General features: G+C 35.7%; 25 protein-coding genes. 12 read left to right on the top strand and 13 right to left on the bottom strand.

What is annotated here, in order from left to right:
- Window positions 1-14: 14 nt before the first annotated feature.
- The gene (locus BN8061_RS06905) at window positions 15-737 is read right to left on the bottom strand and encodes a biotin--[acetyl-CoA-carboxylase] ligase (RefSeq protein ID WP_068597676.1); all 723 of its coding nucleotides are present in this window, start codon (window positions 735-737) and stop codon (window positions 15-17) included.
- Window positions 738-841: 104 nt separating this feature from the next.
- Here BN8061_RS06905 and rsfS point away from each other — a divergent pair, with 104 nt between their 5' ends.
- From rsfS to BN8061_RS06875, 6 genes are all read left to right on the top strand, one after another.
- On the top strand, window positions 842-1,204 hold the full coding sequence (gene rsfS, locus BN8061_RS06900; protein WP_068597674.1) for a ribosome silencing factor: 363 nt from the start codon (window positions 842-844) through the stop codon (window positions 1,202-1,204).
- Between the two features lie 66 nt (window positions 1,205-1,270).
- Window positions 1,271-3,241: an ATP-dependent zinc metalloprotease FtsH gene (ftsH, locus tag BN8061_RS06895; protein WP_094745903.1), complete on the top strand. Its 1,971-nt coding sequence runs from the start codon at window positions 1,271-1,273 to the stop codon at window positions 3,239-3,241.
- Between the two features lie 15 nt (window positions 3,242-3,256).
- Window positions 3,257-3,907: a hypothetical protein gene (locus BN8061_RS06890; protein WP_235802698.1), complete on the top strand. Its 651-nt coding sequence runs from the start codon at window positions 3,257-3,259 to the stop codon at window positions 3,905-3,907.
- A 3-nt stretch (window positions 3,908-3,910) separates the two neighbouring features.
- Window positions 3,911-4,768: a phosphatidate cytidylyltransferase gene (locus BN8061_RS06885; RefSeq protein ID WP_068597668.1), complete on the top strand. Its 858-nt coding sequence runs from the start codon at window positions 3,911-3,913 to the stop codon at window positions 4,766-4,768.
- Window positions 4,765-5,418, top strand: coding sequence for a phosphatidylserine decarboxylase family protein (locus BN8061_RS06880; RefSeq protein WP_068597666.1), 654 nt, complete (start codon window positions 4,765-4,767; stop codon window positions 5,416-5,418). The genes BN8061_RS06885 and BN8061_RS06880 overlap by 4 nt, the downstream gene beginning before the upstream one ends.
- Before the next feature lie 81 nt (window positions 5,419-5,499).
- The gene (locus BN8061_RS06875) at window positions 5,500-5,745 is read left to right on the top strand and encodes a hypothetical protein (RefSeq protein WP_068597664.1); all 246 of its coding nucleotides are present in this window, start codon (window positions 5,500-5,502) and stop codon (window positions 5,743-5,745) included.
- Window positions 5,746-5,759: 14 nt separating this feature from the next.
- Here BN8061_RS06875 and BN8061_RS06870 read toward each other — a convergent pair whose 3' ends face one another.
- From BN8061_RS06870 to recR, 3 genes are read right to left on the bottom strand one after another with little or no spacing between them, the layout of a single operon-like run.
- Window positions 5,760-6,812, bottom strand: a complete 1,053-nt coding sequence (locus BN8061_RS06870) for a glycosyltransferase family 2 protein (protein WP_068597663.1) — start codon at window positions 6,810-6,812, stop codon at window positions 5,760-5,762.
- Window positions 6,813-6,818: 6 nt separating this feature from the next.
- Window positions 6,819-8,021: a glycosyltransferase gene (locus BN8061_RS06865; RefSeq protein WP_068597661.1), complete on the bottom strand. Its 1,203-nt coding sequence runs from the start codon at window positions 8,019-8,021 to the stop codon at window positions 6,819-6,821.
- A 20-nt stretch (window positions 8,022-8,041) separates the two neighbouring features.
- Window positions 8,042-8,659, bottom strand: coding sequence for a recombination mediator RecR (recR, locus tag BN8061_RS06860; protein WP_068597659.1), 618 nt, complete (start codon window positions 8,657-8,659; stop codon window positions 8,042-8,044).
- A 54-nt stretch (window positions 8,660-8,713) separates the two neighbouring features.
- Between recR and BN8061_RS06855 the strand changes: the two genes are divergently transcribed.
- From BN8061_RS06855 to deoD, 6 genes are all read left to right on the top strand, one after another.
- Window positions 8,714-10,240: a sodium:solute symporter gene (locus BN8061_RS06855; protein WP_068597657.1), complete on the top strand. Its 1,527-nt coding sequence runs from the start codon at window positions 8,714-8,716 to the stop codon at window positions 10,238-10,240.
- A gap of 123 nt (window positions 10,241-10,363) precedes the next feature.
- A complete protein-coding gene (locus tag BN8061_RS06850) occupies window positions 10,364-10,786 on the top strand; it encodes a CBS domain-containing protein (RefSeq protein WP_068597656.1) in 423 nt (140 codons plus the stop codon).
- Window positions 10,787-10,847: 61 nt separating this feature from the next.
- The gene (locus tag BN8061_RS06845) at window positions 10,848-11,090 is read left to right on the top strand and encodes a hypothetical protein (protein ID WP_068597654.1); all 243 of its coding nucleotides are present in this window, start codon (window positions 10,848-10,850) and stop codon (window positions 11,088-11,090) included.
- A gap of 79 nt (window positions 11,091-11,169) precedes the next feature.
- Window positions 11,170-12,042, top strand: coding sequence for a transketolase (locus BN8061_RS06840; protein WP_262509370.1), 873 nt, complete (start codon window positions 11,170-11,172; stop codon window positions 12,040-12,042).
- 69 nt (window positions 12,043-12,111) lie between these two features.
- On the top strand, window positions 12,112-13,059 hold the full coding sequence (locus BN8061_RS06835) for a transketolase family protein (RefSeq protein ID WP_068597650.1): 948 nt from the start codon (window positions 12,112-12,114) through the stop codon (window positions 13,057-13,059).
- Window positions 13,060-13,168: 109 nt separating this feature from the next.
- On the top strand, window positions 13,169-13,876 hold the full coding sequence (deoD, locus tag BN8061_RS06830; RefSeq protein WP_068597648.1) for a purine-nucleoside phosphorylase: 708 nt from the start codon (window positions 13,169-13,171) through the stop codon (window positions 13,874-13,876).
- Window positions 13,877-14,349: 473 nt separating this feature from the next.
- Here the strand turns inward: deoD and BN8061_RS06825 are convergent, their stop codons facing one another.
- From BN8061_RS06825 to BN8061_RS06785, 9 genes are all read right to left on the bottom strand, one after another.
- Entirely contained in the window at window positions 14,350-14,745 is a 396-nt protein-coding gene (locus tag BN8061_RS06825) for a hypothetical protein (protein WP_068597646.1), read from the bottom strand.
- Window positions 14,742-15,521, bottom strand: coding sequence for a hypothetical protein (locus BN8061_RS06820; protein WP_068597644.1), 780 nt, complete (start codon window positions 15,519-15,521; stop codon window positions 14,742-14,744). Before BN8061_RS06820 ends, BN8061_RS06825 begins: the two co-directional genes overlap by 4 nt.
- Window positions 15,522-15,548: 27 nt before the next feature.
- Window positions 15,549-16,115 (bottom strand): hypothetical protein, encoded by a 567-nt coding sequence (locus tag BN8061_RS06815; RefSeq protein ID WP_068597642.1) that lies wholly within the window; start codon window positions 16,113-16,115, stop codon window positions 15,549-15,551.
- A complete protein-coding gene (locus BN8061_RS06810; protein WP_154662277.1) occupies window positions 16,112-16,834 on the bottom strand; it encodes a hypothetical protein in 723 nt (240 codons plus the stop codon). Before BN8061_RS06810 ends, BN8061_RS06815 begins: the two co-directional genes overlap by 4 nt.
- Complete coding sequence (locus BN8061_RS06805; protein ID WP_068597637.1) at window positions 16,818-17,363, bottom strand: hypothetical protein; 546 nt, start codon at window positions 17,361-17,363, stop codon at window positions 16,818-16,820. The genes BN8061_RS06810 and BN8061_RS06805 overlap by 17 nt, the downstream gene beginning before the upstream one ends.
- Window positions 17,364-17,921 (bottom strand): hypothetical protein, encoded by a 558-nt coding sequence (locus tag BN8061_RS06800; RefSeq protein ID WP_068597635.1) that lies wholly within the window; start codon window positions 17,919-17,921, stop codon window positions 17,364-17,366. It abuts the gene before it with no gap.
- Window positions 17,922-18,675: 754 nt separating this feature from the next.
- Complete coding sequence (locus BN8061_RS06795) at window positions 18,676-19,419, bottom strand: hypothetical protein (RefSeq protein ID WP_068597634.1); 744 nt, start codon at window positions 19,417-19,419, stop codon at window positions 18,676-18,678.
- The gene (locus BN8061_RS06790; protein WP_068597632.1) at window positions 19,403-26,029 is read right to left on the bottom strand and encodes an RHS repeat-associated core domain-containing protein; all 6,627 of its coding nucleotides are present in this window, start codon (window positions 26,027-26,029) and stop codon (window positions 19,403-19,405) included. The genes BN8061_RS06795 and BN8061_RS06790 overlap by 17 nt, the downstream gene beginning before the upstream one ends.
- Window positions 26,030-26,056: 27 nt before the next feature.
- Complete coding sequence (locus tag BN8061_RS06785) at window positions 26,057-26,680, bottom strand: T9SS type A sorting domain-containing protein (protein WP_083299071.1); 624 nt, start codon at window positions 26,678-26,680, stop codon at window positions 26,057-26,059.
- Window positions 26,681-26,683: the final 3 nt, after the last annotated feature.

Below are 26,683 nucleotides of genomic sequence, written 5' to 3'. Positions count from 1 at the left end.
AAAATTAGGCAAACTTAATAAATAAGCTGTATTTCTTTGTGTTGAAATGCTCGAATATTTCCATCTTCAAACGCAACCCAAAGTTGCCCTTGCTCGTCAGACTTTTTGATGCAACCTTTGCATTGCACACCATCTACGACAAAATCTGCCCATTCATTTTTTTTGTAAAGTTTGGCTTGATAGGCTTCGTGAATTTCGAGAAAATTTCCATTATCGATTACATTATATTGCTCACAAAAAGCAGTCATTAAGTCATGCAACAAGGTTTCTAAATCGAACGTTTTGTCAGTTAATAATTTTAACGAACTTGCCCGAGGCATAGCATTAAAGTCGATTTGATTCACATTGAGTCCGATTCCAATTATCGAATGCATGGCTTGATTGGATTTATAGGATTCGGTAAGAATCCCACAAATTTTCTTATCAGACGCAATAATATCATTGGGCCATTTCACATGAATATCAGTAAGATAACGACTCAGAAATTGAGCTAAGGTAACCGAAATCCACTCGTTGAGAAAGATGAGCTCACGAAAATCCAACGAAGTTTTCAGGTAAAAACTGAAGGTCAGATTTTGCTCCTTTTCAACTTTCCACACATTTCCGGCATATCCTTTTCCGTTGGTCTGATTTTTCGCATAGATGACAGTCCAAGGCTTGGCATTTTTTTTGGTCAATTCGGTCAAGTAACTATTCGTACTCGGCAAAGTTTCGAAGGTCTGGATTTCAAATTTCATAGACATTTTTCAACTACTGGGTTTCGGAGGTTAAAGTTATTTTAAAAATTCTTAAATCTTAATAATTATGCTTAAATTTGAAAACTTTATTTTAAAACATATTAATGGCAGATAATCAGTATTCAAAGGACTTATTAGACAGTATAGTTGACGGAATTTCGAATGTAAAAGGTGAAGACATTACCATTTTGGACTTAAGAGAAATAGACAATGCATTTTGCGAATATTTCGTTATCTGCAACGGGAACTCCAATACACAAGTAAACGCCATTGCGAACGCTGTAGAACGACAAGTAAAAACAGACATGCACGAACGTCCTTTTCATACAGAAGGAACACAAAATGCACAATGGATTTTGTTGGACTACACCAATGTTATCGTACACATCTTCCAGAAAGAAGTACGTGAATTTTACGATATCGAAAGTTTGTGGGGAGACGCAATCGAAACCCGAATTGAAATCTAATTTTTATAAAAAAGTAAATTAAAATTGAAAAATAAAAACATTAAACCGAGTGGCGGATTTAATCCGATGTGGATTTATGGTATCATCGGTGTTATCTTGATAGGAATTTGGTTGAACCCCGTAGGAGCCGCAAGCTCATCGGTAAAATCAATCGACCAAAATACCTTCTTCAATTACCTGAAACAAGGCTATATCGAAAAAGTTGACCTCAATGTTGACGAACGTTCTGTAAATGCAAGACTCACCGATGAAGCGAGAAACCTAGACGCATTCAAACAATACAAAAAAGACGACCAATCGTTTGCAAGTAGTTTTGGCAGCGGCAGCGATTTCTCGTTCAATATTGCAGATCCAGGAAATTTCGAAAAGGAATTCAATACCGTTTTAGGAGAAAATCCAGCAATCAAAACCAAATTAAAAACCAACGTTTCCAACCCTTGGAGCGGAACAATTTTGTCTATCTTATTATGGGTAGGATTGTTTGGACTCATGTATTACTTCATTTTCAGACGCATGGGAGCTGGTGCAGGAGGCGGACAAGGCGGAATTTTCAATGTCGGAAAATCGAAAGCCAAATTGTTTGACGAAAACGACCAAATAAAAACAACCTTTAAAGATGTAGCCGGACTGGAAGGTGCCAAGGAAGAAATTGTAGAAATCGTTGAATTTTTGCGTAATCCAGAAAAATTCACCAAACTGGGAGGTAAAATCCCAAAAGGAGCCTTACTTGTTGGCCCTCCTGGGACAGGTAAAACCTTATTGGCAAAAGCCGTAGCAGGCGAAGCTAAAGTTCCTTTTTTCTCCTTATCTGGATCAGATTTCGTCGAAATGTTTGTAGGAGTTGGAGCTTCTCGTGTACGCGATTTGTTTGCTAACGCCAAAGCAAAATCACCTTCGATTATCTTTATCGATGAAATCGATGCCATTGGTAGAGCTCGAGGAAAAAATAATTTTACAGGATCTAATGACGAACGCGAAAACACCTTGAATCAGTTGTTGACCGAAATGGACGGATTCGGAACCGAGTCTAATGTCATCGTGATTGCAGCAACCAACCGTGCCGATATTCTAGACAAAGCCTTGATGCGCCCAGGTCGATTCGACCGCATCATCCATGTTGATTTGCCAGAACTTACCGAGCGTAAAGAAATTTTCAAGGTACACTTGCGTCCTTTAAAATTAGGCGAAGATGTAGACGTCGAGTTTTTAGCAAAACAAACCCCTGGGTTCTCGGGTGCAGACATCTTCAACGTGTGCAACGAAGCAGCATTGGTGGCTGCACGTAAAAACAAAGACGTCGTAGAAAGACAAGATTTCTTAGACGCTGTAGACCGTATCATTGGAGGTTTGGAAAAGAAAAGTAAAGTCATCAAACCACAAGAGAAAAAACGTATTGCCTATCACGAAGCGGGTCATGCCACCATTGGTTGGCTAACCGAACATGCGGCACCACTTGTAAAAGTAACCATTGTACCCCGAGGTCGCTCGCTGGGAGCAGCTTGGTACTTACCAGAAGAGCGTCAAATTACCACAACCGAGCAATTGCTAGATGAGATGTGCATGACGATGGGCGGACGAGCAGCAGAAGAAGTTGTTTTTGGAAATATTTCGACAGGAGCTTTGAGCGATTTAGAAAAAGTTACCAAACAAGCCAACGCCATGATTAGTATCTATGGACTGAATGAAGAAATCGGGAATATCTCATATTATGATTCAACCGGGCAAAATGAATACGGATTCAGCAAGCCTTATTCTGAACAAACAGCCCAAACTATCGATAGAGAAATAAAGAAAATGATTGAAGGACAGTACGATAGAGCGAAGCAAATTTTAGTAGAAAATCGTGACAAACTGGATCGACTTGCCGAAAAATTAATCGAAAAAGAAGTCATCTTCAAAGAAGATTTAGAAGAAATTTTCGGACCCCGACCATTTACCAATCCCGATCATATCATCGAAGAAACCATAGAAGATCGTAAACAAGATCAAAATACAGAGGAAAACATCACCTCTGATCAACAAAAAATCGCTGAATAACAGCGATTTTTTTGTATGTTAAAATTTAAGTTATTACCTTCGTTCCTATCAAACCAGTTAAACGAAGTATTGCTGATGTGGAAAGCAATCAAAAAATTTCTGAATAAAATCAATCAGACTACACCGCCTGAAACCGAAGTCAATGATGCAGAGTTGATTTTCAAAAAAAGTGTTTCGGTAGATGAGCTGTTTGCTTCTAACTTTAATGCTGGAGGCGGGCATTTCTTGTATTGTAGTGATCGGTCTGAAATGTTGGAGAATTTACAAGCAATCGTGAAACACGAACGCATCCATAATCTGGTTTGCATTGATGATTCGCTTCAAGAAATTTTAGAAAAACTCAATATCAGTTATCAAATATCGCCAACACCAGAGGTGAAATTCAGTCTACTCAATTGCGAATACCTCATCGGGTATGATGGTAGTATCATGCTTTCGTCTGACCAAACTGGAGGACGAAAAATTGATGATTTCCCCGATAATTTCATCATTTATGCGACTCCTTACCAGTTGGTAAACAACGTAAGCGAGGCTTTGCAAAATATAAGACTTGCCAAAAAAGAGAGTTTACCCAACAATATTACTTGTATAAGGGGTAAAAATATGCACGATTTTAGTGCAATTCCAAACGCGAAAAACATATATTTGCTTTTGGTTGAAGCTTAACACATGAAAAACTTTTTCCCAAGATTGTTTTCTGGCATTCTCTATGCGGCGATTATTTTTGCAGGAACCACAATGCATCCTTATGGTCTGATTGCACTGATGGCATTCTTTGCCTTTTTATGTCTGATAGAATATCAAAAAATAACGAGGCTTGAAGATAAGCTCTACCTCGCTGCTACCTTTGTGGCATACGCGGCACTGTTTTACATTTTTGGAAAAGAATTTTTGAACGTTTACGACCTCAACCAATCGCCAGGCGTTTATCCATTCTATTTGAATACCATGGCGTTTGCGGGACCAGTATTGTTTCTATTTTCCATTTTCGTCATTTTTTTCTCCAACAATGAATTATTAAACGATTTTGGCAAAGCAACCTTGGCAGTAACCTATGTCGTTTTGCCCTTTGCGCTAAGCCTCACCTTGCCTACATTTGCCCTTCATTTGGGTGAAAATCAAATGCATTACGAAGTATTATTTGTGTTTATTCTCATCTGGATAAGCGATTCTTTTGCCTACATTTTTGGCAGTCTATTTGGAAAACATCCGATGGCACCGAAAATTTCGCAAGCCAAAAGTTGGGAAGGTTTTTTTGGAGGACACATCGGAACGATTCTCGGCGGAATTATCATCGAACATTATATCGATTTACCGTTGCAAGGAAATTGGATCATCATCGGGTGTTTGATTGCGGCGGCTGCTCCTTTGGGCGATCTAACAGAGTCTAAACTGAAGCGATTTTTCAAGGTGAAAGATAGCGGAACATTAATTCCTGGTCATGGAGGGTTTTTAGATCGACTGGATAGTTATATATTTGTCGTACCGTTTGTGTACAGTTATTTCTTATTAATAAATACGTTATGAAACTTCACCGAGAAGGAACCATTATACTGCTCATAGCGCTAGTTTTATTCATTGGCTTGAGCTATGTTTTTTGCTCGTATTTTCCTCATCCTTTTGGGGCAATGCTGAGTTTTTCACTTTGGATATTGTACGGATTCATGATTTGGTTTTTCAGAAATCCTACTCGAAACTCCAACTCCTCTGATCGTTGCGTGATTGCACCAGTAGACGGAAAAGTTGTGGTTTTGGAAGAGGTTTACGAAGCCGAATTTTTGAAAGAAAAATGCATTCAGCTATCGATTTTTATGTCGCCCCTCAACGTACATGTTACGCGTTATCCCGTAAGCGGAAAAGTAATTTTCTCGAAATACCATAAAGGTAAATTTTTGGTCGCTTTTGACCCAAAATCTTCCGAGTTGAACGAACGCACCACCGTGGTTGTAGAAACTGCAGAAAACAAACGCGTCTTGTTCAGACAAATTGCTGGAGCTGTTGCTCGACGAATTGTATTGTATGCAAAAGAAAATGACAGCGCTGTAGCCGGACAAGAATATGGATTCATAAAATTTGGTTCGCGTCTCGATTTGTTTTTACCGCTGGACACCGAAATTCTGGTAAAAGTTGGCGACAAAACAAAAGGAGGACTCCAAAAAATTGCCGAATTGAAATAATATGATAATTCATAAGCTTTCTAAACTTAGGTTTAATTAAATTTGCAAATAATAACTCATTAGACAGATAAACATATTACCATGAAAAAAATAGTTTTCGTAGCTTCTGTATTGGTCTTGACTGTGGCTTGTAACAAAAAACCAACTGGCAATCACCAAGTGTTACCCGTAGTTCATGAGCCTGTAGAAGTACCTTCGCACGATGCCCATGCAGCACACGACACCCAAAACTCACATGCAAAACATGAAGAGGTAAAAGATACAGTTACGGTAATTACAAAAGATTCGGTGGCTGTAAAACAAGATACTGAACAAGCCGGAAATTAATTTTCTGGCTTTTTTTACACAATCATGACACCTTCGTCGCCAATAATTTTTTGGGAGCGATGGCTGTGTATATAAAACTTCCTATCTTCTGCATGATGTGTAGCAATGAAATTTAAAATTTCGAGATAGCTAAATTCTGAAGTACTCAACACATAATGCCCTCGAGTCAGCTGCACATCGTGGTCTTTTTCTAACCAAACCAACGCTTTCTTTTCTGGATGTTTAGCAACATTTTTCAGCCGACGATGTTGCAACAATGAGAGGAAATATTTCGTTCGTATACCGAGCAACAACAGCATTTTTTCGAAAAAATTATCGCCGTAATATTTGGCTACAAACAATTTCATAGCATCGAAAAAAATGCGATAATAACGCTTATCTTTTGGAGTGCTTTCGCCTTTGTAATGCAAAACAATCTGATCGCCTTTGTAATAATTCACCTTCCCATGCAATTCGCAAGAATAGCTCAGATCAATATCTTCACCGTACATAAAATAACGCTCGTCGAAACCGCCAATTCCTAAAAAAGTAGCCTTTTTCATCCACATGAATGCGCCGACCAAAATATTGCAAGGAGCTGTTTCATCGACTGACACTTCTTCTTTGTAATAGCTATTGGTAGCAGTTTTTCTGAAGTTGAAAAGTTTAGAAAATGAATTTCGAACGTTAGGTAAATTACGCTTAGATTCTGGATGAAATTTGCCATTAGCATCGACCAAACGTACTCCTACAATTCCGATTTGCAGCGTGGTTTTATAAAACGGAATCAATTCGTCGAAAAGATTTTCTGGTATGATGGTATCCGGATTCAAAATCAGGACGAATTCGCCTTTTGCTCTATCTACCCCAAAATTATTTGCCTTTGAAAAACCTAAATTTTCGTCTAAAAAATAAAATTTCACCGAAGGAAAAAGCTTTTGCAAATCTTCTATCCGGCGATCTGGCGAATGATTATCGATGACCAATATTTCGGCATCGTGATGCAGGATTGCCTTTTCGCAACTTTCTAAGCAAAATTGCAAATGATCAACAGCGTTGTAACTCACGATAACGATAGAAAACTGCATTTTGCTTTACATTTTATTTGCAAATTCAGAATACCAAAACTCATACATTTTTTTTGTTTCTGCAACTTTTTCCAAAACCATTGCGCTATATTTTTGATGATACTGTAAATATAGCGTTTGATTTTGTAACAGTTGATTCAAACACTGTGCATCCAATTTGTTGGCGTGTAAAACCACCAACTCGAATCCACTATTTACCACTCCATTTTCGTCGGAGATGACTGGGATTAGATGATTTACAGCATCGATCAATTTCGTTTTTATTCCACCCGAATTGGATGAAAAATTCAGAAAAAATTTACTTTTTGCATAAAATTCTTTCAACTCCTCGTTTGTCGCATTCAAAAAAAGACTCAGATTTTCGAAATCCTGAAACAATGTTTGCAGATTTTCTTCCCGATTTTTATCAGTGCAACGTCCGACAATGGCAATTTTTGCACTTTCTAAAGATTTATTTTTCAGAAAATTGAGCATTCGCTTCAACGCATCCCAATTGTCATTAGAATCGAGATTGCCCACATACAAAAAATCATATTCAAATTGCTTGTCAGTTGTGCGTGTAGCAAGCGTTTCTTGGTAAATTGGCAATACCAGATGATGCGGCAAATCTGACGGTGACAAGCGTGCTTTATCGGCTTCGGAAATGTACAAGAAACCGTCGAAATCGTTTTTGGTAAGAAGCAGCGATTGGTAGGATTTGTATTTCTGACTTTCGAGCCAAAAAAATGTTTTTTTCAGAAAATTCGGTTCCACTTTCATCAAATTACGATAATAGACTGCTTCGTCGTTATGCAATCGCAACCAAAAAGGGGACTTTTGAGGGGCTAAAAATTTCTTCAGTGAGCCAATGTTTTGCGTCGATTTGAGATGTTCAACAAGAACCAAATCGTAGCGAGTATTTTTCAGGAAATCGATTCGATTGAAATCTATCGATCTGATTTTCACCGAAAACGGAATTCGACTAAAGAGTTTGACGAGTTGATTTTTTGGTTGAATGGGTTGAATGTAATAATGCTCGATGAGCGAATTGTTCGACTTCAGGAATTCTTCGAAAAAGCTTGTCCGATTGGCATCAAAACTTGTACAAACAACATCCAGAGTATAGCCTTTTTTCTTGAAAAATTGAAACTTCCTTACGACATCAACAACGCCGCCATAGTTATCTGGATAGGGCGTATCGAAACCTACAATAAGGATTTTTTTTGTCATGATTATAATCGAAAATTGGTCTAAAATTTAGTCTCGGTATACGGAATTCTATTCTGGATAGAACGCACCAAAGTTGCCTCATCTGCATACTCCAACTCATCACCAACGCCAATGCCGCGTGCAATGGTAGAGCAAACCACGTCAACGTCTTTTAGTTGTTTGTAGATATAAAACACGGTGGTGTCGCCCTCCATGGTAGAACTCAGCGCGAAGATGAGTTCTTTGCAAGTATCAGATTTTGCTCGCTCGACCAAAGATTCGATCTTCAATTGCGAAGGGCCAATGCCGTCCATAGGAGAAATTCGACCTCCCAAGACATGGTAGACTCCTTTGAATTGTCTGGTGTTTTCTATCGCCATGACATCGCGCACATCTTCGACCACGCAAATGACCGAATGATCGCGCAAGGGATTGTCGCAAATCTCGCACAACTGCTGATCTGCAATGGTATGGCAAGTCTGGCAATATTGGACATCATCTACCAAATGATGCAGAGATTCTGCCAATCGGTGGGTTTGATTTTTGGGTCTATTCAACATGTGCAGCACCAAGCGCAGAGCAGTTCTTTTCCCAATTCCAGGCAATTGTGCCATTTCTTCTACTGCTCGTTCTAAAACTTTACTAGGATAATTTGTCATGTTGATGAAAAACTTACTCCAAAAATACTAAATTTGGGCATATTTTGGATACACATGAATACAACATTTATCTTGCTGTGCGTAATAGTCTATTTTGTTGGATTATTGATCATCGCATTTTTCACAAGTCGTAATTCTGATAACCAATCATTTTTCATCGGGAATAAAAAAAGTAAATGGTGGCTGGTGGCTTTCGGAATGATTGGGACATCGCTCAGTGGCGTTACCTTTATCTCGGTTCCGGGCACGGTGGGGAAACTCACGGGCACAGAATACCTCTATGGAGGTTTCGAATATTACATGATGGTTATTGGGTTTTTCTTGGGTTATTTCATTGTTGCCTTTGTCTTATTGCCGCTTTATTATAAAATGAATTTAACCTCTATTTATACCTATCTCGGCAAACGATTCAATGTAGAAGCGCATAAGATTGGTTCTATTTTCTTCATCATTTCACGTAGTATTGGGGCAACTGCACGCCTTTATTTGGTGGTCAATGTCTTGCAAATATTTTTACTGGGACAGTTGGGCATTCCTTTTTGGATTACCACCTTCATCCTATTATTGATGATTTTATTGTACACTTTCGAAGGTGGCGTGAAAACCATTGTCATCACCGATACGTTGCAAACCTCGTTTATGATTATCAGTCTTATTGCTTGTATTGGGTTCATTCTTTCTCATCTCAATCTGTCGATTGGTGAGGCTTTCAATCAGTTGCAGGCGCAGAATTATACACATTTGCTCAACACCGACGTCAATTCGAAAACCTATTTCCTAAAAACTGTTTTAGGTGGGATGTTCATCACCATTGCGATGACGGGCTTGGATCAAGAAATGATGCAAAAAAACATTTCGGTCGATAACTTGAAAAATTCGAAAAAGAATATGCTTACCTTTGCAGGCACTTTACTTTTTGTGAATTTAGCCTTTTTATTTTTGGGCGGATTGTTGTATTTGTATGCTATAAAAAACGGAGGATTCTATGCAGATGGTGGATTTTTCTTGAAAGCCGAGTCAGGAAATGTAATGGGCGACGACCTCTTCCCTGCTCTATCTTTACAAGAAGGATATTTCCCACTGTTTATCTCGGTCATATTCATTATCGGATTGATCTCTGCCTTGTTCCCTTCGGCAGACGGAGCGTTGACCGCGGTCACCAGTTCTTTTTGTGTCGATTTATTGAAAATGAATGAAGACACAACAAAAACCGAAAAACAAAAGAAACGCACAAGACTCACTGTTCATCTTACCTTTACGGTTGTTTTCTTTATTCTGATTCTAATTTTCAAAGCGATCAATGACAAATCTATCGTGTACCTTATTATGGAAGTCGCTGGTTATACCTATGGACCTCTTTTGGGGCTTTTTGCATTTGGTATTTTGACCAGAAGAAACATCAACCTCAACTATGGAATCCTTGGTATCACTTTGTTTGCTCCTATCCTTACCTATCTCATCAATTATTTAGTAACCAACCATACCGATTACAGAATTGGAGTAGAATTGATTATCCTCAATGGTTTCTTGACCTTTGTAGGATTGTGGTTGATCAGTCATCGTAGAACATTGATCGAATGAAAATCTAATTAATTTACAAATATTTTATTAATTTCCCAATGTTTTCCGTCATTACAGAATTCACTTTTTCTAATGATCTTAGTGTAAGAATAAAAAAATATTAATAATCAAATAAATTTAATTATGAAACAAAGAGTTCCAGTTGCACAAATCATGTCGAAAAACGTAATCGCTGTTAACCCAACCAAAAAACTCAGCGAGGTAGATTCGTTGTTCAAAGAATACAACATTCGCCACATTCCGGTAACAGACGGTAGCAAATTGATCGGTGTGATGAGTAAATCTGACTTAGCAAAACTTGTTTTCCGCGATCCAAACCAAGAAATAGGAGAAGAAATGTTGAGAGCATTGTACGACAACTTCGCTTTGCGAGATGTAATGGTGAGCAACCCAGTAACTGTAACTGGAGACACCCACATCAAAGAAGTTGCAGAAATCCTTGCCAACCAAACGTTTCACTCTCTACCAGTGGTTGATGAGAATGGTGATTTAATAGGAATTGTAACGACAACCGATTTATTGAATTACTTATTAGAACAATACTAAAATTCTAAAAAAACAACAAAAGGTCAACCAGTTGGTTGATCTTTTTGTTTAAATTTAATCCATGAACAGACAACTAAAAATGGTTTGGGATTTCAGAGGTCCAGACGCACTCAAAACAGCAGAACATCACGAAATTCATCTGAAAGAATATATCCAAAAAGAACATTTGCAAGCCACGACAGGTTTTATCGAACAAAACGACCTCCATGCCTTTGCTTTTATGATAATAAACGAAAAAGACATGCTGAAAGTTCGAGACGAGTTGATTCCACATCGAGCGTTCTGGCACGAATCAGAAGACTGATCGCACTTCTTGTAAGGGAACGAAACAAGAAAAAAACAACGCCATAATAGCTTTTAACTACGCCAAAAAAACTATATTTTTGCAAGATAAAAACAACAAACACAACATGACAATTCAAGAATTACAAAATCAAGCTGTACAAGTTCGTCGCGACATTCTACGCATGGTACACGCCGTAAACAGCGGACATCCAGGAGGGTCCTTAGGTTGCACCGAATTCCTTGTCGCATTGTACGGTAAAATCATGGATTATTCGACTGACTTCGAAATGGACGGAAAAAACGAGGATCTTTTCTTCCTTTCGAACGGCCATATCTCTCCAGTTTTTTATAGCGTTTTGGCACGTAACGGTTTCTTTCCAGTAGAAGAATTGAAAACTTTCAGAAAACTAAACACCCGATTACAAGGTCATCCTACTACACACGACAATCTACCTGGCGTACGCGTTGCTTCTGGTTCGCTCGGACAAGGCTTGTCGGTTGCCATAGGAGCTGCACACTCCAAAAAACTAAACAACGACCAACACCTTGTCTACACACTTCATGGCGACGGAGAGTTGCAAGAAGGACAAATCTGGGAAGCCTTGATGTACGCTGCAGGTAAAAAAGTAGACAACCTCATCGCTACCATCGATTACAACGGTCGCCAAATAGATGGTGACACCGACGATGTTTTGCCTTTGGGAGATTTACAAGCCAAATTAGAAGCTTTTGGTTGGGAAGTAATCAATGAAGAAAACGGAAACGACCTCGAAAAAATAATAACCACCTTGGAACAAGCCAAAGCTGCAACAGGAAAAGGAAAACCAGTAGCCATTATTTTACACACCGAAATGGGCAATGGCGTAGATTATATGATGGGAACCCATGCTTGGCACGGTAAAGCACCAAACGATGAACAATTGGAAAAAGCTTTGCTACAGAACCCCATCACACAATTAGGAGATTACTAATATTTTGATACGATTGATCATAATAAAACTTAGTTCAAGGTAAAAAAGACAAAAAAACAAACACATAAAATGATAAACTTAGCGTATTCTGAAAAGAAAGATACCCGAAGCGGATTCGGAGACGGACTCACCGAGCTTGGTCGCAAAAACCCTAACGTTGTAGCGCTTTGTGCCGATTTGGTAGGCTCGTTGAAAATGGATCAATTCATCAAAGAAAATCCAGAAAGATTTTTCCAAATTGGAATTGCAGAAGCCAACATGATGGGAATTGCAGCAGGGCTTACCATCGGAGGGAAAATTCCATTTACCGGTACCTTTGCAGAATTTTCTACAGCAAGAGTTTACGATCAAATTCGCCAATCGATAGCGTATTCGAACAAGAATGTGAAAATTTGCGCTTCGCACGCCGGACTCACCTTGGGCGAAGACGGCGCTACGCATCAGACATTAGAAGATATCGGTTTGATGAAAATGTTGCCGGGCATGGTCGTTATCAACCCGTGTGATTACAACCAAACCAAAGCCGCAACCCTTGCCATTGCAGAATACGAAGGTCCTGTTTATCTGCGTTTCGGAAGACCAGCCGTGCCAGTATTCACGCCAGCAGATCAAAAATTCGAGATTGGAAAAGGTATTTTGATGCACGAAGGAAAAGACGTTACCATTGTAGCAACCGGACATTTGGTTTGGGAAGCCATGGTTGCCATCGATTCGTTAGAAAAAGAAGGTATTTCTTGCGAATTGATCAACATCCACACCATCAAACCGTTGGATGAAGAAATCATACTCAATTCGGTAAAGAAAACAGGCAAAATCGTTACCTGTGAAGAACACAACTATTTGGGAGGTTTGGGCGAGTCTGTAGCTGGACTTTTGGCAAGAAAGCATCCAACCAAACAAGCCTTTGTAGCGGTAAATGATACATTTGGCGAAAGTGGAACACCTGCCGAACTGATGAAAAAATATGAAATAGATTCTAATGCAGTAATCGAAAAAGTAAAATCACTCATCGACTAATTATTTTCATAAAATCTTCATAAAAGATAGAACCGAAGCAATTTGGTTCTATTTTTTTATGCTTAAATTTACCTGACGAATAACGTTATAAAAATATAATATCAATATTATGAGTGTACACATCAGTGCGACAAAAGGAGAAATTGCAAAGGTAGTCTTGTTACCAGGCGATCCGCTACGAGCACAATTTATTGCAGAAAATTATCTAGAAAATCCAAAATTGGTAAGCAAAACGCGAAACGTCCTGTACTATACCGGAACCTATAAAGGCAAAGAAATTACAATTGGCGCTTCGGGTATGGGTTGTCCGAGCATCGGGATTTATTCGTACGAATTGTATACCGAGTACGGGGTAGAAACCATCATCCGCATCGGTACATGTGGTGGCTATTCAAAAGATCTCAAAATATTCGATATCATCAATGTAGACAACGCTGCCAGCGAAAGCACCTATGCGCAATATGCTTGGGAAATCCCAGGTGATTTGATGAAACATCAGGGTAATGCCTACGATATTATCAACGAAACAGCTAAGGAACTCGGCATTGTCGTCAAGAATCACAACGTTCATACCAGCGATATTTTCTACAGAAAAAGTGAAGATGTACCTGCCGTTGCTACAAAATATGGTTGTACGGCAGTAGAAATGGAAGCTTTTGCGTTGTTTGCGAATGCGCAACATTTAGGCAAAAAAGCCGCAACTATTCTTACCGTGTCGGATATCATCCCTACAGGCGAATTTATTTCTGCTGAAGAACGCGAAAAAGCTTTGCATCGCATGATGGAATTGGCTTTGGATGCAGCCATCAAGCTTTAACTCGAGTTGAGAATAAGTCTTTTCGCTCGATTCGATGCTGAATTTATCATCGCTACAATACGTCGATAACTCAACAGACAAAAGAATCCTCATTCGGTGAATGAGGATTTTTTTTATACACTCATCAAATCAATTTAATAAAGCTTAACTGCAAGTTCGAATTGAAAGTTGGATCATTGGCATTAAAAGACGAAGCTCGAACCCATCATTATTATTGCGTTTCTCAAGAGATTTTTTGGACGAAAAATATTTATAACTATATCTGGAAGAATTTGAATATCATTGCACAATACCGTTCGGCGGAAATCCCAAAAAGCATCAACAGAGGTTATAGAAAATATATCTCCATTTTTATATCCTTCTGGTATTTCCAATCCTGTCCAATCTATTTTAGAATTATCAATTGAGATATCGGTTCCTTATTTTATCCCTAAATCCCATAATTATGACAAACCGACATGTCCACAACCAAATTAAAAAGCTTTAACAAGCGAAATAATTAATAATATTGGTGGTAACCATATTATAATTGTTGATAAAATATAAATGACTCTAATTTGAAACTCATTATATCTTAAGTTATCTAATGTGGTTTTTTTTAAAAAAACAAATATTGAGATAGCAAATAAAAAATATCCAATATATTTCGCTAAACGAAGATTATTTAAGAATCTAAAATGCATTAAAATATTTTCAATGGGTTTGACTAATACAAAATGTAAAAACTGAGGAAATAAAAATTCTAAATATATCAAAATCAAAATTATAAACCACATCAAACTATTAGTATATGCAACATATTCTGTTTTACTATACTTTTTCAAAAATTGATAAATGGTGTATGGCAAGAATAATATTAACTTTTTCATTTTACAAAATTATTTATCGGAGATGGCGGCGTTAAAAAATTACTTATATTTTTATAAACTTCGTTCCCTAACGATTTACCATTGTAAAAATTAGTATCTATAAATTTTCCAATTTTACCATAAATGAAGTCTGAAGCTCCACTCGCGTCACTAATTGATAACACCCAACCGGCAACAGACGTTGCAACTCCGCCTGAAACAACTGTAGTAGTACCTAACACACTAATTGTTGATATAACCTTAACCAAGCCTGCTGTTGTAGGATTTTGGATATAATCATTTATAGCCAATCCAACTGATGCAGCCCCTAATGATTTACCCGCAACACCAATAATTTTCTTAAACTTTAATCCTATCTTACCTAAATCATCTGGATTTTTAACTAAGGATAGAATTGCTCCTTTTGTAGCATTGTTTACACCCAATCCATCTAATACTGACTTCAATTTTTCGTATGCAGTTTTCTTTGGTTTAGGATTAAAATCAACCTTATGCATTGCATCATTAAGCCCTGCGACCATACCTCCAATCACCACACCCTCGAAGAAATTACCACCAGAGAGAGCAGAACCTACACCACCACTTAATGCTCCAAAGGTAACCATTCCTGCAGTACTTTCAGCAAATTGACTAAGATTTACAGATTTCATAACACCACCAAAAGCCGCAGCACCTAAGCTACCCAATGCACCAGATATAAATGCTTGAGAAAAATTACCTCCTTGTGCCAAAGACATCACGCCTTGTGCTACGGCATGCGTACCGGCTTTTACCAATGATTAAAGACTATAGTGGAAAGATTATCATTGATATAAATAATGATTAAAGTCAATGAGTAAATTCTCTGTCAAATCTGATTTGCTGGTGAAAGAAGACAATGACTTGTCATATTTTACCATGCTTTTCCTATACCTTTCTATATCATTATCAATATAATACTGAACCAATATTGTTTGTATCTCATCTTTTTTTGATTTAGCAATTTCTAATGCGCTTCTGAAATATTGATTGGATTTTGCGAGTTGTTGATCTCTTGCATAAGCAATTCCTTTTAAAAAATTTATACTGAAGGACTCAGTATTATTCTCCATTTCATAAGCCAATTTATATTGTCCCGACAAAATAAAAAGCTTTAGCTTATAAACATCATGTATCACTTGGTCAGGATGAGATTTTTCCATTTTATTCAAATAGAATAATGCTGAATCATACGGATTGATATACTCCCCATTGATCATTACATTCTTTACATGAGAAGTTGCAATCATATAATTATAGAAATGCAATTCATCTGATTTGTATTTTGATTTTTTACAATTACTAACTAAAAGTAGAACTGAAATTATAAATAAAATTTTAATTAATTTCATCGTATATAAAATTTATAACTATTTGATATTACACTATTTCCTAAAATAGTACCTGTATCCAATCCAATATTAATAGTTAAGATAGAATCTAAAGGCACATTATTAAAACGCAATGTGGACACAACAGGTAAGTCATAAGAGGAAGTTATTGTTTGAAAGTCAAATCGGGGGTTATTTACATTTCCAATAGGTGTAATCAGAATCTCTCCAACTGAATAATTTTCCCCGCTTATGTTATAATTGAGATATCCTTTAGGATTCGTTTTATTAATCACACGGCCAGAGATGGTGACCTCTACATTAGCCGTCTTATTATCATTGTTTACTTCATAATACGTGGTAACTTCTGAGCTAAATCCAGAAACTTCAACTCCTCTTTTAACATTTTTATTATTCCATGTTTCAACATAACTGCCTTTTGGATTAAGTGAATTTCCATTTTGTCTTTTCGTTACTCTAACTTTTCTCCTACCATCACCTCCATTAAGATGTTTATGCATCGCATCATTGAGTCCTGCGACTACACCACCAATAAGCGCGCCCTCGAAGAAATTACCACCAGAGAGAGCAGAACCTACACCACCACTTAATGCTCCAAAGGTAACCATTCCTGCAGTACTTTCAGCAAAGTGGGCAAGATTTACTGATTCCATAACACCACCAAAAGCAGCTGTGCCTAAGCTACCTAATGCACTTGATATGCTAATTTCTATTGACATACCAATAGTAAATAATATTTGCAATAGTTAATATAAAACAAATAACTATTACATATCTTAATGATTTTAATTTTTTGAAATATTGAATAGAATAATCTAAGTTAACATACTTATAATCAGTTGTTTTAAAATCTCTGAGTAAAACTTCTTCAATAGTATAGTTAGGATACTCATTATTTGATTGTATTGGTACAATACTTATATATTTAGTAATATTTGATTCATTGACTACTTCTGCAATTAGTTGGTTTTCTTTGAAATAGTAAGATTTAAATTTTGACACGATAAAATCATTATTCGGTTTTGTTGAAATATCAGATCCTTTTGCAATTAAATAAACCCCAGACACGTCATTTTCTTCAATTATTGGTCCGGTATTACCTAAGTCAGAACCTCCAAACTTAATTTTAAGTGTTGGTGAAATTTTAGTAGCTAAAAAGCCTTTACCAATACCATAATAATACGTTTGAGTATCTATTAATAGAAATGCTAAACCAAATATTAAAGTGATTAAAAATCTTGTTCTCATTTATTTTGTTTTTATATTATTACCTTTAGGATATCCTGGATTTTTATATGAAATTTTGAATTCCCAAGGAACATAATTATAAGGTTTTCCTCCGATTTCAATACCAATATCAAGAGGATCCCAAAAACCATCTCTAACAAAAGCTTTGAAAGATGTAGTACATTTACTAATAGTACAGCTAGTTGAATAATCAACGTTAGTATCACCGATATGGAAACCTTCATAACTATTAGTTAAATCAACATCAAAGGTATTAGATAAACTGTTAGCTTCTCCACTAATCAATCTATTTATAACTCTTTTAGTTTCAGAGTTTGATATTAATTTCCTTTTTGCTCCCATCCCAATCTCCGCATCCTCACCATTACCATTATAATAATGATCTACAGCGTCGCTACTATTACTAAGAATTTTTCTTCTTTTTCTTGGAGGATCACCTCCATTCAAATGTTTATGCATCGCATCATTGAGTCCTGCGACGACACCGCCAATAAGCGCACCCTCAAAGAAATTACCACCCGATAAGGCAGAACCTACGCCACCGCTAATGGAATCCAATTATTAATAATTCTCATTCTCTAATATTTGATTACACTTTCTTTCTTTTCTTAAAAGTTTCCAAAGATTATTTTGCTCTTTTCTAAAGAAATAAAAATATGTTTCGCCACATTCTAAACCACAAATCTTTGTGATTATTAAAAGATTAATATTGTTTTTTTATGTTGAACTCATATAATATTAGATTAAAAGTTAATATTACGTATTAAGAATATCAAAACTATAAAAGCAAAACTATAAATCATACCACGATAAAATATTTTTTAGAGGTACATATGAATAAAATAAATGATAACGAGCAAAAGAAAGATAACAAGAATACTGTAACATTTAGTCCATAAAATAATCTATAACTTTGAGTAAAAAAATTACTTTGTGATTGTACAGCCAAATATGATTCTCTTATATATTGAAAATTAAAAACATCTTCATAAAAAAGAAAGAGAAAAATAATCGATAAACAAAAAATAATTGCACTCAATATAAGTTTCATTGTTTAATATTTTACTGTTAATGGTATAATTTCTTGAAATTTAAAACTTCTTAAGGCTTTGAAAAATACGCTACTTTTAGGTCCTAAATCAATACACCCTGCTGAACCATAAACATCGCCTCCATGAATAGTAAAACCAGATCTCCCATATATAATTGTATTAGAATCAGGTGTAATCCATACTCTTTCCTTCCCCCAAGATCTAGTTCCTCCAGGAAATGATTCTCCTCCTAAAAAACCTTTTATATAACTTTTTAACCCCTAGTTTTCAAAAAGTTGAATTTTATTTGGGTCTATTGAGTCTCTTTTGTTTAATACAGGAGTTAATTTAATTGGTATAAAATTAGATTTTATTTCACCTCTGAAAATTTTGAATCCTTTTCTTTTGAATTCGTTTAGTTCCTTTTGAATAGAAGTATTATCAAAACTTATATTATTGAAGATTATCCCAACATTTGTAGAGTTTACGTCATAGAGCTTTATATAGTTATTTATATTTTCAAATTCACCTTCTCTTTGCACAAACATGCAATCAACATGGTAAATGGGTAAACTGATTCTGGTTGCCAGTTGTATTTTGCTGAATGGATTGAGAACTAAAAATTTAGCTTTGTCGTCTGTTAAACTCCAACAATCTTTCCTTTTTCTTATTTCTGGGATAGGAATCACCTCTATATTCTCCTCTTTTTCTGTATAGAATATTAGACCTAAAGACAAATTACGATATACTTTTATATGTTCTGAACCGTTAAGATATTGATCATAGTTTGTAACATTGAAATAAGAATCATCTATATATAAAACGATTGTTTCATTGGAATGATTAATAATTTCGTACTGTACAATTTGATCATAAGATTCAAAAAAATTGGGATTATAATTCAAATATTCATTCAGAATATTAATTGATAATTGATTCTTGTTCAACTTTTTGTTATAAGTTGAACAAGAAATTAAGGCATTAAAAATGCCTAAAGTTAAAAAATATTTAATAGCCCCATTCATTGTACCAATTTAATGCTTTATTATTTTGTTCTATTCTTTTTAATCTTGAAACAATTTGTCCGTAATTTACAGAAATATCCTTATGATAAATCAAACCACTTCCAATAGTTAAAGCAAGTTCTCTAATTGTGGAAAAGGCAGGGTCAGATAATATAATTGTACCAGGGAATACATAACCATTACCGATACCCATACCTAGATTAAAAGATAGTTTATCACCACTCCCTCTAAGAATTAATAAGTCTCCTCTTTTTGTGTTATTATCAAAAGATCCGAATTTTACATTCCATTTTTTTTTTACAGATTTAAGTAATTCATTCAAAACCTCTACTTTAGAGGTTAATGTTTTTACAAATTGATCTGATTTTTCGGCTTCTAAATTTGGATTCAACTCAGCATCAATAATGTCTCTATCTATTTTTGCTTCTAAATTTTTAAGTTGTTTTTTATAAATCTCTTTATGCAACGCATGATTTAGCCCCGCGACGACACCGCCAATAAGCGCACCCTCAAAGAAATTACCACCCGATAAGGCAGAACCTACACCACCGCTAATGGCACCAAAGCTCACCATACCAACGGTACTCTGTGCAAATTGAGATAAGTTGGCTGCATTCATGGTACTGGTCCAAGCAGCTGCACCCAAACTACCTAAAGCACCAGAAATAAAAGCTTGAGAAAAATTACCTCCTTGTGCCAAAGACATCACGCCTTGTGCTACGGCATGCGTACCGGCTTTTACCAAGCCTAAAACACCTGCATTATTAAGAGCATCTCCAATTGCAGTAAACGCACCAGTTCCTGCACTGGAGAATACACTGCCTATACCAAACGTTACCGCCCCGGATATTGCACCCCACATAGTGGACTTTAGAGCAGCCTTTAACTGCCATTTACCTCCATTGATTGCAACACCTATACTATAAGCTGCAAGGCCAATAGCTGCTCCAATCACAGCCGCCCCAACCAGCTTTGCAGCAAATATACCTATCATTGGTATTAAAAATGCAAACTCTCCGCTTGGATCATTGAATAATAATGGATTATTGAATACATACCCGTATTTGTTGTAATTCTGGGTATTGGTTGGGTCTTGTATATTTTCGTCTGCATTGAGGAATCTTCTAAGAATAGGGTCGTACAAGCGACCATTCATGTGAATGATGCCCAATTCTAAGAAATGTTCGTGACTGGTATATCCTCGGTCGATCAATAGCTGGTCTGCCAATTGCATCATGGCATTAGGATCTGTCACAGTTGCATTGTTACCCAATTTGAGGTGGGTAAAATTACCCCATGCATCATAGTGGCGTTGTTCTGTCTTGGTACCGTTTTGGTTGGTAATTGCCAAAATACTGCCCAAATAATCTTTGTGTAAGAAATGGTATTCACCAGCGGTTTGGGTGAAATTTTTCACATAGAGAATGTTTGACTCATAAGGAGAACCGCCTATGTAAATGATGTGTTTTTCTTGTCCCGTTTGGTGGTCAATAACTACTTCGAAACTTCCTGTTTCGTCGTACAACTTGGTAAAATTACCATCTGTCGCTTGGGTAAAGTTACCACCATAGGTAACTTTTTGACGCATATTGCTCAAACCGTAAGAGAATACAGCATCACCCAATACACCGTCTATATACACGGGATCGTTGTTTTCGTTGTAGCTGATTTGTTGGATTAGTTCACGGTTATAATAGTTGTTACCCTCGTTGTTCAACTCCACTTCGGTAGGTTGGTAGATTTTACCACTTGATGGATACGCTATTTTACCCAATTGGTTGTTTTCGATGATTCGTCCTTTTTCATCGTAAGCGTTGAAATGCATTAGACCATTGGTAGGGTTGGTCCAATTGGTCAGTCGATTATTATCATCATACACAAACGATTCCTCTATATTAAAATCACCTGCTCTTTTTCTCCAATTCAATTCATTTTTGATAGCATTGAACTGATAGTTGATGTCAATTACCGTGTTACCTCCCATATTCAATCCACTTGATAAATGTTTAGTAGAACTCAGAAAATTATTAGCATCGTAAAGATTGGTGATAGAAGTGTGTCCGAGTTTTGCTTTGGTCACTTGTCCTCCAGCAAGAACTTCGTTTAACTGCCACAAAATACGCCCTGTGTTTTTATCTTTTATTTGATACAAAGCACCGCTCCACGCATGATATACGTTTTCGATATCAACAGCTGTTATTGTTGAACCAGAAACAAGTTCTTTTCTATAACTCGTCACACGACCAAATTCATCAAAGACAAATCCTTTATCTATAAATTGCCTGCTGTTATGTAATTGTGTTGATGAAGCTAATCGCCCGTTGGTGTCATACGTAAGGTTGGTGGTATAGGTTTCATTTGTACCTTTAGCATTTTTTATAGTACCTGTTTTACGGGTCAATGCACCTTTGGTATTGTAGGTGAAATTGATGTTTTTGTTGGTGCTACTATCGTTAGCGACTTCCTTTTGATTGGTTAATTGTCCTTTGGTATTATAAGTAAAGGTCTTAATTCCTTTGGGACTTTCTAATTTTATGACATCACCTAGACCATTATAGGTATATTTATACAAACCATTTGACGGATCATGAAATTCTGATTTTCGTCCCCAGTGATCATATTTAGTAGTTACAATATTATTACCATACGTAGCAGATATTTGTTGTCCTACCGCATTGTATTTATACGTTATTGTTCCTCCTGGGTCGGTAGTTTTTATTACATTTCCTAAAGCATCAGTTTCTTGGGTTGTGGTTCTATTGTATCCATTTTCTTCTTTTGTGGTTGTCACTAAACCATTAATAGAGGTTGATACTATTTTTCCAGTAAAAGATGTGGCTGTTATTTTTGCGGGGTAAACACTGTCATCATAGACAATGGTGTTGTATTTAATAGTTTCGCCATTATAATAAGGTTCACTTTCTCTTATTTTCCGACCAATTGCATCGTAATGAACTTCCTTATTAACAATTGAATTCGTGTTAAACCCTTTGGTTTCTACTTTATATTGTTGTTGGTATTTGTTAGTAAAAGTTTTTTTGTAATTACCGATAGGATCATTTTCTGTGACAATAATATTTCCATTAGAATCTTTTTCATAACTATAACTTGTGGTTCCAGTTAAATTATGATGTGATGTAATTAATTTCCCCCAATTGTCATAGGTATTGGTTGTTTTGTTACCATACGTATCGGTTTCTGTTAACAATTGTCCCCAATCATTAAAAGTAAAATTAGTTGAGATGTTTAGATTGTCTGTTGCTCGTATAACAAATCTTCCACGTGCATCATAACTTGATTTTGTGGTTTTAGTTAGACCATCTTCATTATTTGAGATTGTTTTTTGAATTACATTTCCAAAACCATCGTATACAAAGTTTTCTATTATATAATATTCTGCATTTCGATCTTCTTTCTCAATTCTAGTGAGTAAATTATTTGTGTAATAATAAAACTCTCCATTTCTCATAGAATTACCATACGCTGTAGTTTCAATTACTTGTCCTGTTGGTCTGCCAATGTAATAATCTTTACCTATACCATTAGGGTTATTCGCATAGTAGAAGTTTTTAGTAGTTAAGCTATAACCATTGTTTACGTTTGTAACCGATTTAGTAGGTAAATAATATTGGTTGTATTCGAATGTTTCTACTGTATTTACCTTAGTTAGGTTATCTAAAGAGGTTACTTTTTTCGGAACAATCGCTGTGATAAGATTGGGTGTGGCTGCAGTGGGTTTAACACTTAATTTTACTCCATCCTTGTAATACTCGAATAAATAGTCAGTGGTAGAATATGAAATTAGATCAGCATTTGATGTTGTAAAGTTTGTAGTGAAAATTTTACTTGGATCGTTATTGGTTTTTATTGCCCAATTTTTTGACTCATTTCCTTCTATATTAGAATCTCGTTCTATAACTGACCAGACTTTTGTATTTTCGAATCCATTGGTGTACCAAGAAGAACGAGCCATTTGTCTAAAACCTAGTGAACCTTTTCCTTGTAAATGAACCATCATGCCTCTGTACAAGAAATCTTGCTTTTTATTATCTTGTTGTAGTTGAGCTATAACATAGTTTTCTGGCATGCGTTGAGGCTCAAAATAAGGATAAGTCAACGATTCAGCTTTGTAGAAATTGCTATCACTACTGGCATCTAGAGGTTTATAGACAGCGTTTGTTATGATACCTCCTTGTTTGATGCTACTCATGCGACGCATAGGAGCTAAATCATTATACCCACCTACTTTGATGTAAATAAAAGATTCACAATCATATTTTCCGCAATCATCAGGCTTACCTAGAACTACCAACTCCCCTTCGATATGTGAGATGCTAAAAGGTACAACCATATTATCAAAATTATGCGACTTTTGTGAAATAAGGTTGAATGTTAATGAATGGTTTGAGGATTCAATCGTTGAATATACTGAAGTTAATACTTGGGTATGTTCTTGATCGTAGTGATTTCGCCATTCATGATTTTTAACTATAATTTTATTAACTACTAATTCACTTCGACCATCATTGTTTAGGTCTAATGTTTTATACTCATAGTGCGTTCCTGTATGGAAAACACATGTACTTTCAGGAAAACGATTATGTTTCCCAACATCAGTCGCAACATATTCTTTAGAAAAATAAGTTAAATTTGACTTTAGTTCAGCGGGTTCAAATCCTTTTCCATTAGATAAAAACAAATACCAATCAGATTTTTTATCTTCTTTAGGGATCAATAAATCAGTTTTTCCATCCCCATTAAAATCTCCAGCAACAGCATTAGAAACGACTCCATCAAAATTTCCAATTATAGGATTGAATGATTGGGAAGTCATATATCTGGTGGAATTATTATTTGACTTAGTGAAGAATGCTAGATTAGCTTTTTTAGTATTGTTGTTTATTTTTAAATAATCTGTAATTCCATCTCCGTCGAAATCACCTTCTATATATTCATTTAATAAATTATTGTATGCTTGACCAATATTGAGATTGACATCTTCATTTATATTTAAAACATATGTAGATTTATAATCTGTGCATAAAGGTCCTTGTATATTTACACCTCCTATACCTATACCTCCAGGACCTTCAATTGTATTACCGTATTGAGTTTCACAAGTTATGGTTTTTACTTGCAACATTAATTCCGATAAACTGTTTCCGTCAACATCAATTGAGCCTAAAGAGTCTAAATAGGAATTGTATGTAGTGTATAAATTGACCATTCCTGGCTCAATAGGAACAGTAGGGTCTCCAAATTCCCCACTCATATCATAATGGGATGCAGATAAAACCTTTTTGAATTCTAATTTTAATTGATTTGTAACATTATCTAAAGTGTACACATAGATATCTAAATCTCTTTTATTGTAACCGTTCGCTGGAACTTGATCTAACAAAACAATAGACGTTTTAGGAATTACATTGTTATCTAGAGATTTTATTGATCCTGTAGTAGCTAATTTTAGATTAACGGTGTTTAAATTACTTAAATTTCCAATTAAAACTTTCTGAGGATTGCTTGTTTTAAAAACACTTTTATATAAGTAAATGTTTTTATTATCATTTATAATTAAATCTAATTCCCCATCTCCATCAAAATCTCCGTATAATTCACCCTTTTTATTGTCATGGTTAGCATCTTTAATATTGGTTGTTTTCCATGTTTTGGATTCTAAATCTTGATATGAAAATTCGATCGGATTAGCTATTTCATTTTGAGCATTGAACTCTTTAATCGTCTTTATATATTGATAATTTGTATATGGATACTCTCCATATTCTATAGCATATTTTTTAAATTGCTTATTTACAGCGTTTACTGTTACAGAACTCAGTATTTTATTTTGTATTAATTTAATGCCTTGTCCATTTCCATTCAAAATTGTAGTTTCTGGAAGTTTACGAGTGTCATAAACAAACACAATAGAGTTAAAATGTGCTTTACCCAATGATTCATTTCCTCCCCAACTAATTTTACTTATTAAAGAAACATTATTACTTTGCGTGTAAGTATAGGTAATGTAATTGCTTTGTGCATCAATCCACTTTACGATATTATATTCTACAGGAGTTCTAGCAGTACTTTCTCCTGATGCAGTGGCACCATACCAAGCTTGTGAACCGTCTTCGAAAGTAACTTCAAAGTATTCTGGTCCTTGCCAATTTTTTCCAGTTATTGTACCGTGTGACTTGATTAAAGCATTTGAAAAATTCTCGGTGGTATATAGAGCTCCGTCTTTACCATATTCTCCAGATTTTAGAATCAATCTTTGTCCATTAAATTGGTAAAAATCAGAATAGGACAAATCAAATGATTTTGATTCTCCGTCTTTTTCTAAATTTTTTCCAGTTCTTGATATATTGGTCAATCCAGATAAATTCCAACCATAACCAGCGATTCCATTAGCAGAATTACTGGTGTATACCAAATTAATTTGTGGAGCAACTTTTTTAATACCTGGAGGTAGAGCGATAGGAAGTGTGAAATTTAATTGTCCACCTCCATCTACTTCAATATTTCCAGTCGTATCATGAAAAGTTTGTTGGGCAGAAACATTGCTTAAATACAAAACAAAAGCAAGTAAGAAAATAAAATATTTTCTCATAATAATAAGGTCTATGGTTTAGATAGATTATTTTTTTATAATTTTTCGGCTGATAACCTCATTTTCAGAGGTGACAAATCGTAACATATAGATTCCAGTTGAAAGGTTAGAAATATTCAATTCTACATTAGAATCCCCTCTATTGTTTTTTGAAATATTAGACATCAGACTTCCTGTTAAATCATAAATTTGAACGTCTGTAATCTTAACATTTGTGTTATTCCATTTTATTGTAAGAGGACCAGTTGTTGGATTAGGAAAGACATCAAATGTTATAATGTTTAGTTCGTCAGGTTCATTAAGAAAGGCTATTTCATCATAAACTATATCTTCTTCTCCTGCATCATTTGGTCTATGAGAAACAATAACAATCGTTAAAAATCTCTTTATTTGATTTCCGGCCTCATCATATTCAAAATTCAATTTATTGGAAGTCAATTCAACATCATAATCAGGAACACCATCTGTATTGGAGTCTGTAAAAGCAAAATACGTAGATGTACCTGATGCCGTTATCTGTGCCCCGTTTTCGAAATTTACAGATTGACGATCGTGTACATTTTGATTAGGAGTTTGGGTGCTATTAATTACTCTCTGAGCATACATAGAAAAGGTCAGCAAAAGAGCTGTAAAAGAAAATAAAAACTTCATAGA

The organism is Vaginella massiliensis (genome assembly GCF_900089075.1).
GTDB classification, from domain to species: domain Bacteria; phylum Bacteroidota; class Bacteroidia; order Flavobacteriales; family Weeksellaceae; genus Weeksella; species Weeksella massiliensis_A.
Note: the sequence above shows the minus strand (reverse complement) of the source record. Positions and strands in the feature narration are given on the sequence as shown.